At 61.6% G+C, this 15,614-nt stretch carries 11 protein-coding genes and 1 pseudogene; 3 read left to right on the top strand and 9 right to left on the bottom strand.

What is annotated here, in order from left to right:
- Positions 1 to 313 precede the first annotated feature (313 nt).
- Positions 314 to 768: pseudogene (locus tag HP547_RS01150) on the top strand (transposase).
- A gap of 105 nt (positions 769 to 873) precedes the next feature.
- Here HP547_RS01150 and HP547_RS01145 read toward each other — a convergent pair.
- The 7 genes from HP547_RS01145 to HP547_RS01115 all read right to left on the bottom strand — a co-directional run bounded on the left by HP547_RS01145 (position 874) and on the right by HP547_RS01115 (position 9,182).
- Entirely contained in the window at positions 874 to 1,767 is an 894-nt protein-coding gene (locus tag HP547_RS01145; protein ID WP_172219447.1) for an ABC transporter permease subunit, read from the bottom strand.
- Complete coding sequence (locus HP547_RS01140; RefSeq protein ID WP_172219449.1) at positions 1,764 to 2,684, bottom strand: ABC transporter permease subunit; 921 nt, start codon at positions 2,682 to 2,684, stop codon at positions 1,764 to 1,766. The genes HP547_RS01145 and HP547_RS01140 overlap by 4 nt, the downstream gene beginning before the upstream one ends.
- Positions 2,681 to 3,823 (bottom strand): polyamine ABC transporter ATP-binding protein, encoded by a 1,143-nt coding sequence (gene potA, locus HP547_RS01135; protein WP_172219451.1) that lies wholly within the window; start codon positions 3,821 to 3,823, stop codon positions 2,681 to 2,683. The genes HP547_RS01140 and potA overlap by 4 nt, the downstream gene beginning before the upstream one ends.
- 71 nt (positions 3,824 to 3,894) lie before the next feature.
- Positions 3,895 to 4,989, bottom strand: coding sequence for a polyamine ABC transporter substrate-binding protein (locus HP547_RS01130; RefSeq protein WP_172219453.1), 1,095 nt, complete (start codon positions 4,987 to 4,989; stop codon positions 3,895 to 3,897).
- Positions 4,990 to 5,147: 158 nt separating this feature from the next.
- Entirely contained in the window at positions 5,148 to 6,245 is a 1,098-nt protein-coding gene (locus tag HP547_RS01125) for a polyamine ABC transporter substrate-binding protein (RefSeq protein WP_172219455.1), read from the bottom strand.
- A gap of 168 nt (positions 6,246 to 6,413) precedes the next feature.
- Entirely contained in the window at positions 6,414 to 7,775 is a 1,362-nt protein-coding gene (locus tag HP547_RS01120) for an aspartate aminotransferase family protein (RefSeq protein WP_172285302.1), read from the bottom strand.
- Positions 7,776 to 7,823: 48 nt separating this feature from the next.
- Positions 7,824 to 9,182 carry a glutamine synthetase family protein gene (locus HP547_RS01115; protein WP_172219459.1) on the bottom strand — a complete coding sequence of 453 codons (1,359 nt, stop codon included), beginning with the start codon at positions 9,180 to 9,182 and terminating at the stop codon, positions 7,824 to 7,826.
- Between the two features lie 573 nt (positions 9,183 to 9,755).
- Between HP547_RS01115 and HP547_RS01110 the strand changes: the two genes are divergently transcribed.
- On the top strand, positions 9,756 to 11,132 hold the full coding sequence (locus HP547_RS01110) for a glutamine synthetase family protein (RefSeq protein WP_172219461.1): 1,377 nt from the start codon (positions 9,756 to 9,758) through the stop codon (positions 11,130 to 11,132).
- A gap of 161 nt (positions 11,133 to 11,293) precedes the next feature.
- On the opposite strand, the gene argA is transcribed toward HP547_RS01110, so the two are convergent.
- A complete protein-coding gene (gene argA / locus HP547_RS01105) occupies positions 11,294 to 12,592 on the bottom strand; it encodes an amino-acid N-acetyltransferase (protein ID WP_172219463.1) in 1,299 nt (432 codons plus the stop codon).
- A gap of 124 nt (positions 12,593 to 12,716) precedes the next feature.
- Positions 12,717 to 13,859 (bottom strand): acetylornithine deacetylase, encoded by a 1,143-nt coding sequence (gene argE, locus HP547_RS01100; protein ID WP_172219465.1) that lies wholly within the window; start codon positions 13,857 to 13,859, stop codon positions 12,717 to 12,719.
- A gap of 144 nt (positions 13,860 to 14,003) precedes the next feature.
- On the opposite strand from argE, the gene HP547_RS01095 reads away from it, so the two are divergent.
- On the top strand, positions 14,004 to 15,380 hold the full coding sequence (locus HP547_RS01095; protein WP_172219467.1) for an inorganic triphosphatase: 1,377 nt from the start codon (positions 14,004 to 14,006) through the stop codon (positions 15,378 to 15,380).
- Positions 15,381 to 15,614: the final 234 nt, after the last annotated feature.

Below are 15,614 nucleotides of genomic sequence, written 5' to 3'. Positions count from 1 at the left end.
GTTCAACATCGAGCGGGTTCTCACACCCGGTCGCCTTGCTTGGCGACCTAACGACGTTATCCCTGGGGCATTTCCCCTACAACAGAGCAGCTTCCACGCGGCTCGTAGGATAATTCCCAAGCTGACCCGAATGAAGCTTTGGGTTTGAGTTGATGAAAAGTCGTACGCCGTGAGGGCCTCTTCGCGGGTTTACCCGCGAAGAGGCCGGTATTGCCACCAAAGCGTCTGCCACATCCAGAAACCATCCTCTACACAGTATCTGTCTCCCAACCACTACCTTTGAAAGCTCACCTGCTTTTCAAGGAAGAAACCAATGCCTCGGGCCCAGTCTCACCTGCTTCGCCGTGGTCGCTATTCCGAGCTTGGCAGGCTCTATCTGCTAACCACCGTCACCCACCAGCGCAGCCACTGTTCCAGGACTTCCACCATGCTCGACTGGTCATACACCAACTGCGGCAGTCGGATGAGGAACATTCCTGCCGATCATTGGCTTGGGTGCTGATGCCGGACCATCTGCATTGGCTGATTGAGTTGAAAGGTACGACGCTGGGGACCTTGATGCGAAGATTCAAATCCAGGTCCAGTCTGGTGTTGCATCGGGCAGGGGTTGAGCATGATCCGGTTTGGCAACCCGGGTATCAGGACCGGGCACTCAGAAGGGAAGAAAACATGGTGGATTTCGCCAGGTACATCGTTGCCAATCCTTTGCGAGCTGGACTGGTCAGCAGTGTCAGGGACTATCCACATTGGGATGCAGTCTGGCTTTGAACATGTGCTGGGGCATTCGCGGGTGAACCCGCTCCCACAGGAATATCACAGGCCTCAAGGCAGTGTTGTCCCTGTGGGAGCGGGTTCACCCGCGAAGGGGCCGGATCAGGCCGAAGCAGCCACCTGCGTCGGGCGCCGGACCTGCGGCTGCGAAGCATTGGCCGCAGCACCCTCCTCGATCGCCTGCTGAATCGCCTTGCGGCGACGCTCTTCGGCGCGGCGGCTAAAGAACCAGACAAAGAAGGTCACCAGCGATACCGACAGCAGAATCAGACTGGCTACGGCGTTGATCTCCGGCTTCACGCCCAAGCGCACCGCCGAGAACACTTCCATCGGCAAGGTGGTCGAACCCGGGCCGGACACGAAGCTGGCCAGAACCAGATCATCCAGCGACAGGGCAAACGACATCATGCCGCCCGCCGCCAGCGATGGCGCGATCATCGGAATGGTGATCAGGAAGAACACCTTCCACGGCTTGGCACCCAGGTCCATTGCCGCTTCCTCGATCGACAGGTCCAGCTCGCGCAAACGTGCCGACACCACCACCGCCACATATGCCGCACAGAACGTGGTGTGGGCGATCCAGATGGTGACGATGCCGCGCTCCTGCGGCCAACCGATCATCTGTGCCATGGCCACGAACAGCAGCAACAGCGACAGACCGGTGATCACCTCGGGCATCACCAGCGGCGCGGTGACCAGGCCACCGAACAGCGTGCGGCCCTTGAAGCGGGTGACCCGGGTCAGCACGAACGCCGCCAGGGTACCCAGCGCCACCGCCGCCACCGCCGTGTAGCAGGCGATTTCCAGCGAGCGCATCACCGAGCCCATCAACTGGGTGTTGTCGAGCAGGCCGACGTACCACTTCACCGACCAGCCGCCCCACACCGTCACCAGCTTGGAGGCGTTGAACGAGTAGATCACCAGGATCAGCATCGGCAGGTAGATGAACAGCAAGCCGAGCACCAGCATCAGCTTGGAGAAACTGAAGCGCTTCATGCCCTGCCCTCCATCTCTTTGGCCTGGCTGCGGTTGAACAGCAGGATCGGTACGATCAGGATCGCCAGCATCACTACTGCCAGCGCGGATGCCACCGGCCAGTCACGGTTGTTGAAGAACTCCTGCCACAGTACCTTGCCGATCATCAGGGTTTCCGGGCCGCCGAGCAGTTCAGGGATCACGAACTCGCCCACCACCGGGATGAATACCAGCATGCAGCCGGCGATGATGCCGTTCTTGGACAGCGGAACGGTGATCTTCCAGAAGCTGTTGAAGGTGCTCGAACCCAGGTCCGAAGCAGCCTCCAGCAAGCTCTGGTCGTGTTTCACCAGGTTGGCGAACAGCGGCAGGATCATGAACGGCAGGTACGAATAGACCACACCGATGTACACCGCCAGGTTGGTGTTGAGGATCTGCAGCGGCTGGTCGATCAACCCGGTCCACAGCAGGAAGCCGTTGAGCAGGCCGTTGTTGCTGAGGATGCCCATCCAGGCATAGACGCGGATCAGGATCGCGGTCCAGGTCGGCATCATGATCAGCAGCAGCAGGACCGTCTGGGTCTCCTTTTTGGCATTGGCGATGGAGTAGGCCATCGGGTAGCCGATCAGCAGGCACAGCAGCGTGCTGAAGAACGCCATCTTCAGCGAGCCCAGGTAGGCCGAGAGGTACAGCTCATCCTCGGTCAGCAGGCCGTAGTTGGCCAGGTTGAGCACCAGCTGGATCTTGTCTTCGACGTAGCTGTAGATTTCGGTGTACGGCGGGATCGCCACGTCGGCTTCGGCAAAGCTGATCTTCAGCACGATGAAGAACGGCAGCATGAAGAACAGGAACAGCCAGATGAACGGCACGCCGATCACCAGGTGCCGCCCCTCCGGGGTGAGGCGCTGGAAGGCTCGCTTGAGCTTGCGCAGTTTCATGACCGCAGTACCACGCCGCTGTCGTCTTCCCACCACACGTACACTTCATCGCCCCAGGTCGGGCGGGTGCCCTGGCGCTCGGCGTTGGCGACGAATGACTGAACCACCTTGCCACTCGGCAGCTCCACGTAGAATACCGAATGGCCACCCAGGTAGGCGATGTCGTGGACCTTGCCGCGCGACCAGTTGTGCTCGAAATCCGGCTGGGTAGTGGTGACCAGCAGTTTTTCCGGGCGCAGGGCGTAGGTGATGTGCTTGTCTTCCACCGACGTGGTGATGCCGTGGCCGACGTAGATCTTGCGCTCCAGTTCCGGGCTGGCAATGATCGCGTGCCCTTCGGCGTCGTCGACCACGTCGCCCTCGAACAGGTTGACGTTGCCGATGAACTCGCACACCAGGCGGCTGGTCGGCGTCTCGTAGATATCCACAGGCGAGCCAATCTGGGCGATCCAGCCCAGGTGCATGATGGCGATGCGCTGGGCCATGGTCATGGCCTCTTCCTGGTCGTGGGTCACCATCACGCAGGTCACGCCTACGCGCTCGATGATCTCCACCAGTTCCAGCTGCATCTGCGAACGCAGCTTCTTGTCCAGTGCACCCATCGGCTCATCGAGCAGCAGCAGCTTGGGGCGCTTGGCCAGGGAGCGGGCCAGGGCCACGCGCTGGCGCTGGCCACCGGACAGCTGGTGCGGCTTGCGCTTGGCGTACTGGGACATGTGCACCAGCTTGAGCATCTCGGCCACGCGGGCATCGATCTCGGCCTTGGCCATCTTGTCCTGCTGCAGGCCGAAGGCGATGTTCTGCGCCACGGTCATGTGCGGGAACAATGCATAGGACTGGAACATCATGTTGATCGGCCGCTCGTAAGGCGGCATATCGGTGATGTCGACGCCATCGAGGAAAATCCGCCCTTCGGTCGGGCGCTCGAAGCCCGCCAGCATGCGCAGCAAGGTGGACTTGCCAGAGCCGGAGCCTCCCAGCAGGGCGAAGATCTCGCCTTTGCGGATTTCCAGGGACACATCGTCCACGGCTATCGTTTCGTCGAACTTCTTCGTGACCCGGTCGATCTTGACCAGCACCTGCTTGGGTTGCTGGCCACCCTCGAGGGCTTTCTTATAGGCACCGGAGGCAACTGCCATGAGTGAAACTCCCAACAAGATTTTTGTGCCCGCGCGGCCTGTTCTGCAGGAGCCGCGGCGGGCCTGGATTTTTACTTGCCCGACTTGACCTTGGTCCAGCTACGGGTCATCAGCCGTTGCACCTTGGGTGGCAACTCTGAGTTCACGAACATCTTGTCCAGCACTTCCTGCGGTGGGTAAACCGCGGCGTCAGTCCTCACGGCCTGGTCCATCAGGTCGCCAGCCTTGGGGTTCGGGTTGGCGTAACCGACGTAATCACTGACCTGGGCGATAACCTCAGGCTTCAGCAAATAGTTGATGAAGGCGTGCGCCTCCTTGACGTTCCTGGCGTCCTTGGGGATCGCCAGTACGTCGAACCAGAGGTTGCCGCCTTCCTTGGGAATGGCGTAGGCCAGGTTCACGCCCTTCTTCGCTTCTTCGGCGCGGGCCTTGGCCTGGAAGATGTCACCCGAGAAGCCTGCCGCGACGCAGATGTCGCCGTTGGCCAGGTCGGTGATGTATTTGGACGAGTGGAAGTAGGTCACGTACGGGCGCACGGCCAGCAGCTTCTGTTCGGCCTTGGCGTAGTCCTTGGGGTCGGTGCTGTTGGGGTTGAGCCCCATATAGTTGAGCACCGCCGGCAGCATTTCGTCCGCCGAGTCGAGGAACGCAACACCGCACTTGGAGAGCTTCTTCATGTTCTCGGGTTCGAACAACACGGCCCAGGAGTCGATGGTGTCCACGCCCAGCGCAGCCTTCACCTTCTCGACGTTGTAGCCGATGCCGTTGGTGCCCCACAGGTAAGGCACGGCGTACTGGTTGCCGGGATCGTTCTTTTCCAGGCGCTTCATCAGCGCCGGGTCGAGGTTGGCAAAATTGGGCAGCAGGTGCTTGTCGAGCTGCTGGAACGCGCCCGCCTTGATCTGCTTGCCGAGGAAATGGTTGGACGGCACGACCACGTCATAGCCGGTGTTGCCGGCCAGCAGTTTGCCTTCCAGGGTTTCGTTGGAGTCGAAGACGTCCTGCACGGGCTTGATGCCCGTGTCTTTCTCGAAGTCCGCGAGTGTGGTCGGGCCGATGTAGTCGGACCAGTTGTAGAAGTGCACCGTAGGCGCCGCTTGGACGCTGCATGCCAGCGTCAGGCCCGCGCCAGCCATAAGGGCCTTGCGGATTACAGAAATAGACAAGTGGGTGGTCCTCACAATCAGTGCCTGGGTAGCAACAGTGCTGCCGCACACGCAAAACCGGCGCGCAACTTACCTTCGCAGCTTCGATGCCGCAATCATCAATTGCCTTTCACTGGCTCTGGGCCGGAAAACCCCGGCCCAGAGGCGCTGCATCGGGCTTATTTACCCGACTTGATCCTGGTCCAGCTGCGGGTGATCAAACGCTGCACCGAGGCGTCTGGCGCGGCAATCGCATACAGCTGCTTCTTCACGTCTGCTGGCGGGTAGATGCTCGGGTCGCCGGAAATGTCCTTGTCCACCATCGGGGTGGCTGCCTTGTTGCCATTCGGGAAGCGCACGGCATTGGTGATTTCAGCCATGATTTCCGGCTGCATCAGGAAGTTCATGAACTGGTAGGCGGCGTCTTTGTGCTCGGCATCCTTGGGGATGGCGACCATGTCGTAGAAGGTACCGGCACCTTCTTTCGGAATGACGTAGTCCACTTTGACCTTGTCGCCGGCTTCATGGGCGCGGGCCTTGGACTGCTCCAGGTCACCCGAGTAACCCACGGCTACGCAGATGTTGCCGTTGGCCATGTCGCCAATGTACTTGGACGAGTGGAAGTAGGTGATCGAAGGACGAATCTTCAGGAACAGGTCTTCAGCGGCCTTCAGGTCTTCTTTCTTGGTGCTGTTGCTCGGCAGGCCCAGGTAGTGCAGCGCGGCCGGGATCATCTCGGTTGGCGCATCGAGGAAGCTCACGCCACAGCTCTTGAGCTTGGCGATGTTCTCGGGCTTGAACACCACGTCCCACGAGTCGATCTTGTCCACGCCCAGCGCAGCCTTGACCTTCTCCGGGTTGTAGCCGATACCGATGGAGCCCCACATGTACGGGAAGGCGTGCTTGTTGTCCTTGTCGCTGGCATCACCGACGGCCTTGAGCAGGTCTTCGTCGAGGTTTTTCCAGTTTGGCAGCTTGGAACGGTCCAGCTCCTCGTACACCCCAGCCTTGATCTGCTTGGCCAGGAAGTTGTTGGACGGTACGACAACGTCATAGCCCGACTTGCCGGCCAGCAGCTTGGCTTCGAGGGTTTCGTTGCTGTCGAATACGTCGTACTTGACCTTGATACCAGACTGCTTCTCGAACTTGGCGATGGTGTCCGGAGCGATGTAGTCCGACCAGTTGTAGACGTTCAACACTTTGTCTTCAGCCTGAACAGCAGTAGCCATGGCACCCATCAGGGCTGCGGCCAGCAACGTCTTACCCATTTTATTCATGCGTAATGCTCCAGATTTTTTATTTGGCAACTGTCCAGCAGCCAGGACCCACGGTGCAGAGCGCGCGGCGACTGGATCAGTCGCTAGTCTGGCAAGTTACAAGGCACTGTTTCAAGGAAACCAGAGCCCTGTAACGACTTAATGTCACATCGCTAGCCTAGCAGTTGATCAGTTGATCGCCTGCAGGGTCAGATCGAGGCATTTGCGCGCTTTTTCCACCAGCTCGTCGATCTCCGCATGGCTGATCACCAACGGCGGCGCGATGATCATGGTGTCACCCACCGCACGCATGATCAGGCCGTTGTCGAAGCAGAAGTTACGGCAGATCATGCCGACGCCCTTGCCTTCGTAACGGCTGCGGGTGGTCTTGTCCTTGACCAGCTCGATCGCGCCGAGCATGCCCAGGCCGCGTACCTCGCCTACCAACGGGTGGTCCTGCAGCTCACGCAAACGCTTTTGCAAATACGGTGCCGCTTCGCTGCGCGCCTTCTCGACAATTTTCTCGTCGCGCAGGATGCGCAGGTTTTCCAGGCCTACGGCGGCCGCCACCGGGTGCCCGGAGTAGGTGAAGCCGTGGTTGAAGTCGCCGCCTTCGCTGACCACCTTGGCCACGGTGTCACGCACGATCACACCGCCCATGGGGATGTAACCGGAGGTCAGGCCCTTGGCGATGGTCATCAGGTCAGGCTTGAGGTCGTAGTAGTCGGAGCCGAACCACTCGCCGGTGCGGCCGAAACCGCAGATGACTTCGTCGGCGACGAACAGGATGTCGTACCTGGCCAGGATCTCCTTCACCTTCGGCCAGTAGGTCTGCGGCGGGATGATCACGCCACCGGCGCCCTGAATCGGCTCGGCGATGAAGGCGGCGACGTTGTCTTCGCCGACTTCGAGGATTTTCTTCTCCAGCTGCTCGGCAGCCCAGACGCCGAACTCATCCGGCGTCATGTCGCCGCCTTCGCCGAACCAGTACGGCTGAGGGATATGCACGATGCCAGGAATCGGCAGGCCGCCCTGCTCGTGCATGCCACTCATGCCGCCCAGGCTGGCGCCGGCCACGGTGGAGCCGTGGTAGCCGTTGACCCGACCGATGATGGTCTGCTTGTGCGGCTTGCCCTTCAGCGCCCAGTAGTGGCGAACCATGCGCAGCACGGTGTCGTTGCCTTCGGAGCCGGAGCCGGTGAAGAACACATGGGTCATGCCCTCGGGCGCCACGTCGGTGATCGCCTTGGCCAGCTCCAGCGCTGGCGGGTGAGCGGTCTGGAAGAACAGGTTGTAGTACGGCAGCTCGCGCATCTGCTTCTCTGCCGCCTGTACCAGCTCCTCGCGGCCGTAGCCCACCGCCACGCACCACAGGCCCGCCATGCCGTCGAGGATCTTGTGCCCCTCGCTGTCCCACAAATGCACACCCTGGGCCTTGGTGATGATGCGCGGCCCCTTCTCCTTCAGCTGCTTGTAGTCACTGAAAGGTGCAAGGTGATGCTCCCCGCTGAGGGTTTGCCATTCACGGGTTTGCGGGTTGTTGACGCTCATGTGCTTCTCCGTTGTTCGACAGCCGCGCTCCTGCGGCACCAGGGTTGATCAGACAGCAAACAGCAGGAACTCACGCTCCCAGGAACTGATGACGCGTTTGAAGTTTTCGTGCTCGGCGCGCTTGGTGGCGACATATCCGGTAATGAATTTTTTGCCCAGGTACTGCACCAGCGCACGGCTGTTTTCCATGCGTTCCAGGGCGTCCTCGATGGTCAGCGGCAGGCGCAGGTTGCGGCGTTCGTAGCCACGGCCCTGCACCGGGGCGCTGGCCTCGATGCCTTCGACCATGCCGATGTAGCCACACAGCAGGCTGGCGGCGATGGCCAGGTAAGGGTTGGCGTCGGCGCCCGGCAGGCGGTTCTCTACCCGTCGGTTTTGCGGCCCGGCATCCGGCACGCGCAGGCCGACGGTGCGGTTTTCCTCGCCCCACTCCACGTTCACCGGTGCCGAGGTGTCTGGCAGGAAACGGCGGAACGAGTTGACGTTGGGGGCGAACAGCGGCAGCGCTTCGGGGATGAACTTCTGCAGGCCACCAATGTGGTTGAGGAACAGCTCGCTCATGCTGCCGTCGTCGTTGCTGAAGATGTTCTTGCCGGTGGCAACATCGACCACGCTCTGGTGCAGGTGCATGGCACTGCCAGGCTCGCCGGTCATGGGCTTGGCCATGAAGGTGGCGGCCACATTGTGCTTGAGCGCCGCCTCGCGCATGGTGCGCTTGAACACCAGTATCTGGTCGGCCAGGTGCAGGGCATTGCCGTGACGGAAGTTGATTTCCATCTGCGCCGTGCCGTCTTCGTGGATAAGCGTGTCGAGGTCCAGCTGCTGCAGTTCGCACCAGTCGTAGACGTCTTCGAACAGCGGGTCGAATTCGTTGGCGGCTTCGATCGAGAACGACTGACGGCCGGTTTCCGGGCGGCCCGATCGGCCTACCGGTGGCTGCAGCGGGAAGTCCGGGTCTTCGCTGCGCTTGGTCAGGTAGAACTCCATCTCGGGCGCGACGATAGGCTGCCAGCCCTTGTCGGCGTAGAGCTGCAGCACCTTTTTAAGCACGTTGCGCGGCGACAGCTCGACCGGGTTGCCCTTCTTGTCGTAGGTGTCGTGGATGACCTGGGCGGTCGGCTCTATGGCCCATGGCACCAGGAACACAGCGTTCTCGTCGGGGCGGCAGATCATGTCGATGTCTGCCGGATCGAGCAGTTCGTAATAGATGTCGTCGTCGACGTAGTCGCCGGTCACGGTCTGCAGCAGCACGCTCTCGGGCAGGCGCATGCCTTTTTCGGCGATGAATTTGTTGGTGGGCGAAATCTTGCCGCGCGTGATGCCGGTCAGGTCACTGATCATGCATTCGACTTCGGTGATCTTGTGCTCTTTCAACCAATCGGTGAGCTGGTCGAGGTTGTTACTCATAAATACCTCAGGAGGTAAGGTGGTCCGCGCATTGATTCTGGATGGAGTACATTGCTAAAGCAAAACACGCGCGCACGGCCGCAGTGGATACACTGAAAACAGATGTGTCCAAAATGAGTTCGAAGGGCAGAAAGACGAAACGAAGGGCAGCAAACCGCTACGAGGGCGGGCATGGAAGCGCCAAGCGTCAATTATTGCGGCCAGGGCGACCACGCCATTGACGAAGCTTGCAAAAACGACGGAGGTACCCGATGGCACTGCGCAGGCAGTGCTTTCAGGTCGCGGCAAGCGGACCATGTGACCCTCGTATTATTGTGTTTTGGGTTGAGACCGAGCTTAGCCTTGTTCATTTTTTTACACAACACCTCCGTAAAAAATAAAACACGGCACGTCGGAGATACCCCTTTGTGAAAGAAATAGCGGATAATGGCACGCCCCGATTTGCAGCAAATCTGCCGTCGATGTGCCATTTCAGGGCATCATGGGGTTGGCTTGACATCAGTTTGTCTTTTCGATTGACTGGACCTGCAAGCCCCCCTTGATTGATATTTTTAACAACAAAGGTGTTGCATCATGTCGGTACCCCCGCGTGCCGTTCAGCTTAACGAAGCGAACGCGTTCCTTAAGGAACATCCTGAGGTTCTCTACGTTGACCTTCTGATTGCAGATATGAATGGTGTGGTGCGCGGCAAGCGCATAGAGCGCACCAGCCTCCACAAGGTTTACGAAAAAGGCATCAACCTGCCTGCCTCCCTCTTTGCCCTGGATATCAACGGTTCCACCGTCGAAAGCACCGGGCTTGGCCTGGACATCGGCGATGCTGACCGCATCTGCTACCCGATTCCCGACACGCTCTGTAACGAGCCGTGGCAAAAACGCCCCACCGCCCAGCTGCTGATGACCATGCACGAGATCGAAGGCGAGCCGTTCTTCGCCGACCCTCGTGAGGTACTGCGCCAGGTCGTCAGCAAGTTCGACGAAATGGGCCTGACCATCTGCGCCGCCTTCGAGCTCGAGTTCTACCTGATCGACCAGGAGAACGTGAACGGTCGCCCGCAGCCGCCGCGCTCGCCAATCTCGGGCAAGCGCCCGCAGTCGACCCAGGTCTACCTGATCGACGACCTCGACGAATATGCCGACTGCCTGCAGGACATCCTCGAAGGCGCGAAGGAACAAGGCATTCCAGCTGACGCCATCGTCAAGGAAAGCGCCCCGGCGCAGTTCGAAGTCAACCTGCACCACGTGGCCGACCCGCTCAAGGCGTGCGACTACGCGGTACTGCTCAAGCGGCTGATCAAGAACATCGCCTACGACCATGAAATGGACACCACGTTCATGGCCAAGCCCTACCCGGGCCAGGCAGGTAACGGCCTGCATGTACACATTTCCGTGCTGGACAAAGATGGCAACAACATCTTCACCAGCGAGGATCCCGAGCAGAACGCCGCGCTTCGTCACGCAATCGGCGGTGTGCTCGAGACCCTGCCTGCATCGATGGCGTTCCTCTGCCCGAACGTCAACTCGTACCGCCGCTTTGGCGCACAGTTCTACGTGCCGAACGCGCCCAGCTGGGGCCTGGACAACCGCACCGTGGCCTTGCGTGTACCAACAGGCTCGGCGGATGCCGTGCGCATCGAACACCGCGTGGCCGGTGCCGACGCCAACCCGTACCTGATGATGGCGGCTGTGCTGGCTGGCGTGCACCACGGCCTGACCAACAAGATCGAGCCAGGGGCGCCAGTCGAGGGCAACTCGTACGAGCAGCACGAGCAGAGCCTGCCGAACAACCTGCGCGATGCCCTGCGCGAGCTGGACGACAGCGAGATCCTGAACAAGTACATCGATCCGAAGTACATCGACATCTTTGTCGCGTGCAAGGAAAGCGAGCTGGAGGAGTTCGAACACTCGATCTCCGACCTCGAGTACAACTGGTATCTGCATACCGTGTAAATGAAAACGCCGCCCACAAGGGCGGCGTTTTTCATTCTGGGGAATGCACCGGCTGTACCGGCCCTATCGCCGGCAAGCCAGCTCCCACAGGTAGAGGCCAGCTTTGAAGGCTGTGCAGTACCTGTGGGAGCTGGCTTGCCGGCGATAGGGCCAGTAAAGGTTTACAAAGACTTCTCGAAAATCTTCGAATTGCGCTGGTAGTTGTACAGCGAAGCCCGCGCCGCCGGCAGCCGTTCCACACCACTGGGCGCAAACCCGCGTTCGCGGAACCAGTGCGCCGTGCGCGTCGTCAGCACGAACAGGGTATTCAAGCCCATCTGCCGCGCCCGGCTTTCGATACGCTCCAGCAGTTCATCCCCACGCCCACCATGGCGGTATTCCGGGTTCACCGCCAGGCACGCCAGCTCACCGGCCTCGGAATCGGCAATCGGGTACAACGCCGCACAGGCGATGATCATGCCTTCGCGCTCGACCACGCTGAACTGTTCGATCTCGCGCTCCAGCACCTCGCGCGAGCGGCGCACCAGGATGCCCTGCTCTTCCAGCGGGCTGATCAGGTCCAGCAAGCCGCCGACATCCTCGATGGTCGCCTCGCGCACCACTTCGAACTGCTCCTGCGACACCAGTGTGCCGCCACCGCCACGGGTGAACAGCTCGGTCAACAAGGCACCGTCCTCGGCATAGCTGACGATATGGCTGCGCGCCACGCCGCCTTTGCAGGCCTCGGCGGCGGCATCCAGCAATTCGCCCTGGTAGTCGCTGCCCAGACGCTTCAAGTGCGGCGCAACCTGCTGCGGGCGCAGCTCGCGCACCAGCTTGCCGTCGGCGTCCAACAGGCCCGGTTCGGCGCCGAACAGCAGCAGCTTGTCGGCGCCCAGTTCGATGGCGGCACGGGTGGCCACGTCTTCGCAGGCCAGGTTGAAGATTTCTCCGGTGGGCGAATAGCCCAGCGGCGACAGCAGCACGATGGAGCGCTCGTCGAGCAGGCGGCTGATGCCCTTGCGGTCGACCCGGCGCACTTCGCCGGTGTGGTGGTAGTCCACCCCTTCGAGCACGCCGATCGGCCGCGCCGTGACCAGGTTGCCAGACGCCACGCGCAGCCGCGAGCCCTGCATCGGCGAGGCAGCGATGTCCATCGACAGGCGCGCCTCGATGGCCAGGCGCAGGGCGCCGACGGCATCGATCACGCAGTCCAGGGTGGCGGCATCGGTGATGCGCAGGCCATGGTGGTAGTGCGGCGTGAGGCCGCGATCAGCCAGACGGCTTTCGATCTGCGGGCGCGAGCCGTGCACCAGCACCAGCCGCACGCCAAGGCTGTGCAGCAGCACCAGGTCGTGAACGATATTGCCGAAATTAGGGTGTTCCACCCCATCGCCAGGGAGCATGACCACGAAGGTGCAGTCGCGATGGGCATTGATGTACGGGGAGGCATGACGCAGCCAGTTGACGTAGTCGGGCATGACAGGGCCTGTGGATAAGTGGACGGAGAACGGCGATACAGGGGGCGTTCAGGATCATCGTCGGAACAGGCTTGCGGTCACGCGCGGTCTCCTCTAGGCAGGAACGAATCAACTTGATTGACGTTTAGTGCAGGCAATAGTGCCGGATCAGGTCACGCAATAGACGCACGGTAGGCTCGATTCGTGACATTTCCAGGTATTCGCCGGGCTGGTGGGCACAGGCGATGTCGCCAGGGCCCAGCACGATGGTCTGGCAGCCCAGCTGCTGAAGATAAGGCGCTTCGGTGCCGAACGCTACCGCTTCGGCGCGATGGCCGGTCAGGCGTTCTGCCACCTGCACCAGCTCGGCGTCGGCGGCTTGCTCGAACGCGGGCACCTCCGGGAACAGCGGCGCGTAGTCGATACGCACTTCATGGCGCTCGGCTACGGGCCGCAGTTTTTCGCGGATGGCCGCGCGCAATTGCTCCACATCCATGCCTGGCAGCGGGCGCAGGTCGAATTCCAGGGCGCACTGGCCACAGATGCGGTTGGGGTTGTCACCGCCGTGGATGCAGCCGAAGTTCAGGGTAGGGGTTGGCACGCTGAACTGCGGGTTGCTGTAGTTTTCCTGCCATTGCTGGCGCAGGCCCATCAGCTCGGCCATCACCGCGTGCATGGCCTCCATCGCGCTGCGGCCCAGGCTTGGGTCCGACGAATGGCCGCTGCGCCCGAGGATATCGATGCGGTCCATGAGGATGCCCTTGTGCATGCGGATCGGCCGCAACCCGGTAGGCTCGCCAATCACCGCCGCGCGGCCCAGCGGCTGGCCGGCCTCCGCCAGGGCACGGGCGCCGGACATGGAACTTTCTTCATCGCAGGTGGCGAGGATCAGCAGCGGCTGCTTGAAATCGTGCTCCAGCAACGGAATGACCGCTTCGATGACCAGCGCGAAGAAGCCCTTCATGTCGCAGCTGCCCAGGCCGATCCAGCGGCCATCGGCCTCGGTCAGCTTCAGTGGGTCGCTGGCCCACAGCTGGTCGTCATAGGGCACGGTGTCACTGTGCCCGGCCAGCACCAGGCCACCCGGGCCGCTGCCACGGCTGGCCAGCAGGTTGAACTTGCCGGGGCTGACCTGCTGGATATCGCAGGCGAACCCCAGGTCGCCCAGCCAGCCGGCCAGCAGGTCGATGACCTGGCGGTTGGACTGGTCGAGCGCGGGCTGGGTGCAACTGACCGAAGGCGCGGCGATCAAGGCGGCAAACTGGTCTTTCAGCGTCGGCAACGGCATGCGCGTACTCCTCGGAAGCGTTACCCATCATAACAATGCCGTCCATTCGCAGGACAACCCCGCGAACAATCGACCACGATCCAACAGTCGACAGCCGACTGCTGTAAACTCCTTGGCAACCACGCCCCCTCCTTCGAGTCTGTGATGCACAAAGAAACCGAACTCAAGCTCCGCGCCAGTCGCGAGACCCTTGCCGCCTTGCGCGAGCACCCTCTGCTGAAAAAGCGCAACAAGTCCGGCTGGCAGACCCGCGAACTGACCAACCAGTACTTCGACACCCCCGAGCGCGAGCTTTCTGCAGCCCGCGTCGCCCTGCGCCTGCGCCGCGATGGCGAAGTCATCATCCAGACCTTGAAGTGCCGTGGCCAGAGCGTGGCCGGTCTGTCCGTACGCCAGGAACATGAATGGCAGCTGGACAAGGCCAAGCTCGACCTGAAGAAACTCGACGCCACCTGCTGGCCCGAGCAGCTGGCCGACCTGGACAAGAAAACCATCAAGCCGCTGTTCAGCACCGATTTCACCCGTGAATTCGCCGAAATCGCCTGGGGCCGTGGCAAGAGCAAAGTGGTGATCGAAGCTGCGCTGGACCAAGGCTTCGTCATCGCCGGCAAGCGCAAGGAAGAGATTTGCGAGCTGGAGCTGGAACTGCGCGAAGGTGAGCCGCAAGCCCTGCTGGAGCTGGCCGCCGAGCTGGCCGCCAGCCTGCCGCTGATGCCCTGCGACATCAGCAAGGCCGAGCGTGGCTACCGCCTGCTGCAGCCGGACAGCTACGAGCTGGGCCTGCCCAGCACCGAGCTGGACGCCGAAATGGCCTTGGACGACGCCTACGCTGCGGTGGCCTGGCAACTGTTGGCCAGCAGCCAGCGCCTGGCCGAGCAATACCGCCACAACGGCCACTGGCGTCTGCTGCAAGACTGGGTCGATTGCCTGAGCGAGCTGCGGGCGCTCACCGCCAGCCTGGGCCAGGCCGCGCCACGTGCCACCACCCGCGACCTGCGCAGCAGCCTCGACGCCTTGCTCGAAGACTGGCGCCCGCTGGTGCAGGCCGGTAACGATGACGAAGACATCCGCCGCGCCGCCCCCGAGCAGTTTGCCGAAGAGCTGGAAGATGTGCGCTGGGGCCAGTTCTCGCTGGAAACCTCGCGCTGGCTGCTGGCCCGAGCCTGGACCGTGGACCGCAAGGGCCGCGGCGAACGTCAGGGCAAGGCGCAGCTGGCCAACTGGCTGGCGCACCTGCTGGGCGAAGAAGGCCGTGCATTGAAGCTGCCGTTGTACACCCAGCGCCCGGAAGACCTGGCCGAGCAGCTGCCACGTATCGAGCAGTTGCTGGCCTGGCTGCACCATGCCCGCCAAGTGCTCGAAGCACCACAGATGGACCGCCTGTATGGCGACCTGAAAAAACTCCACGAGCTGGCGGAATCGCCGCTGGGTGAAGAGCCCAACGAACTGCTTGAGGCGCGCATCGACCAGGCGCGTGCAGTCGATCAGAGCCGCGGCTGGAAGCACCTGCTCAAGGGCTGATCCCTGTAGGAGATTGCCCAGCTCATTGGGCTGCGCTGTCGCCCAGAGAACTGATGCTGGGCGCTCCGCGTAACCTCTGGGAGCCGGCGCGCCCGCTCCCACAGGGTCCCTTCTAAATCAGTAAGTTATATGCACTTCTATGAGGACGGGCTTGCCCGCGAAGAGGCCGGCACAGGCACAGCAAGATTTCGAAACTTAACTTTCGCGGTAACCCTCCCCCGTCCGGGCTAGCCT

Origin of the sequence: Pseudomonas sp. CM27 (assembly GCF_013179515.1) — a bacterium.
GTDB lineage: Bacteria > Pseudomonadota > Gammaproteobacteria > Pseudomonadales > Pseudomonadaceae > Aquipseudomonas.
This window is presented reverse-complemented; position numbering and strand designations above follow the sequence as displayed.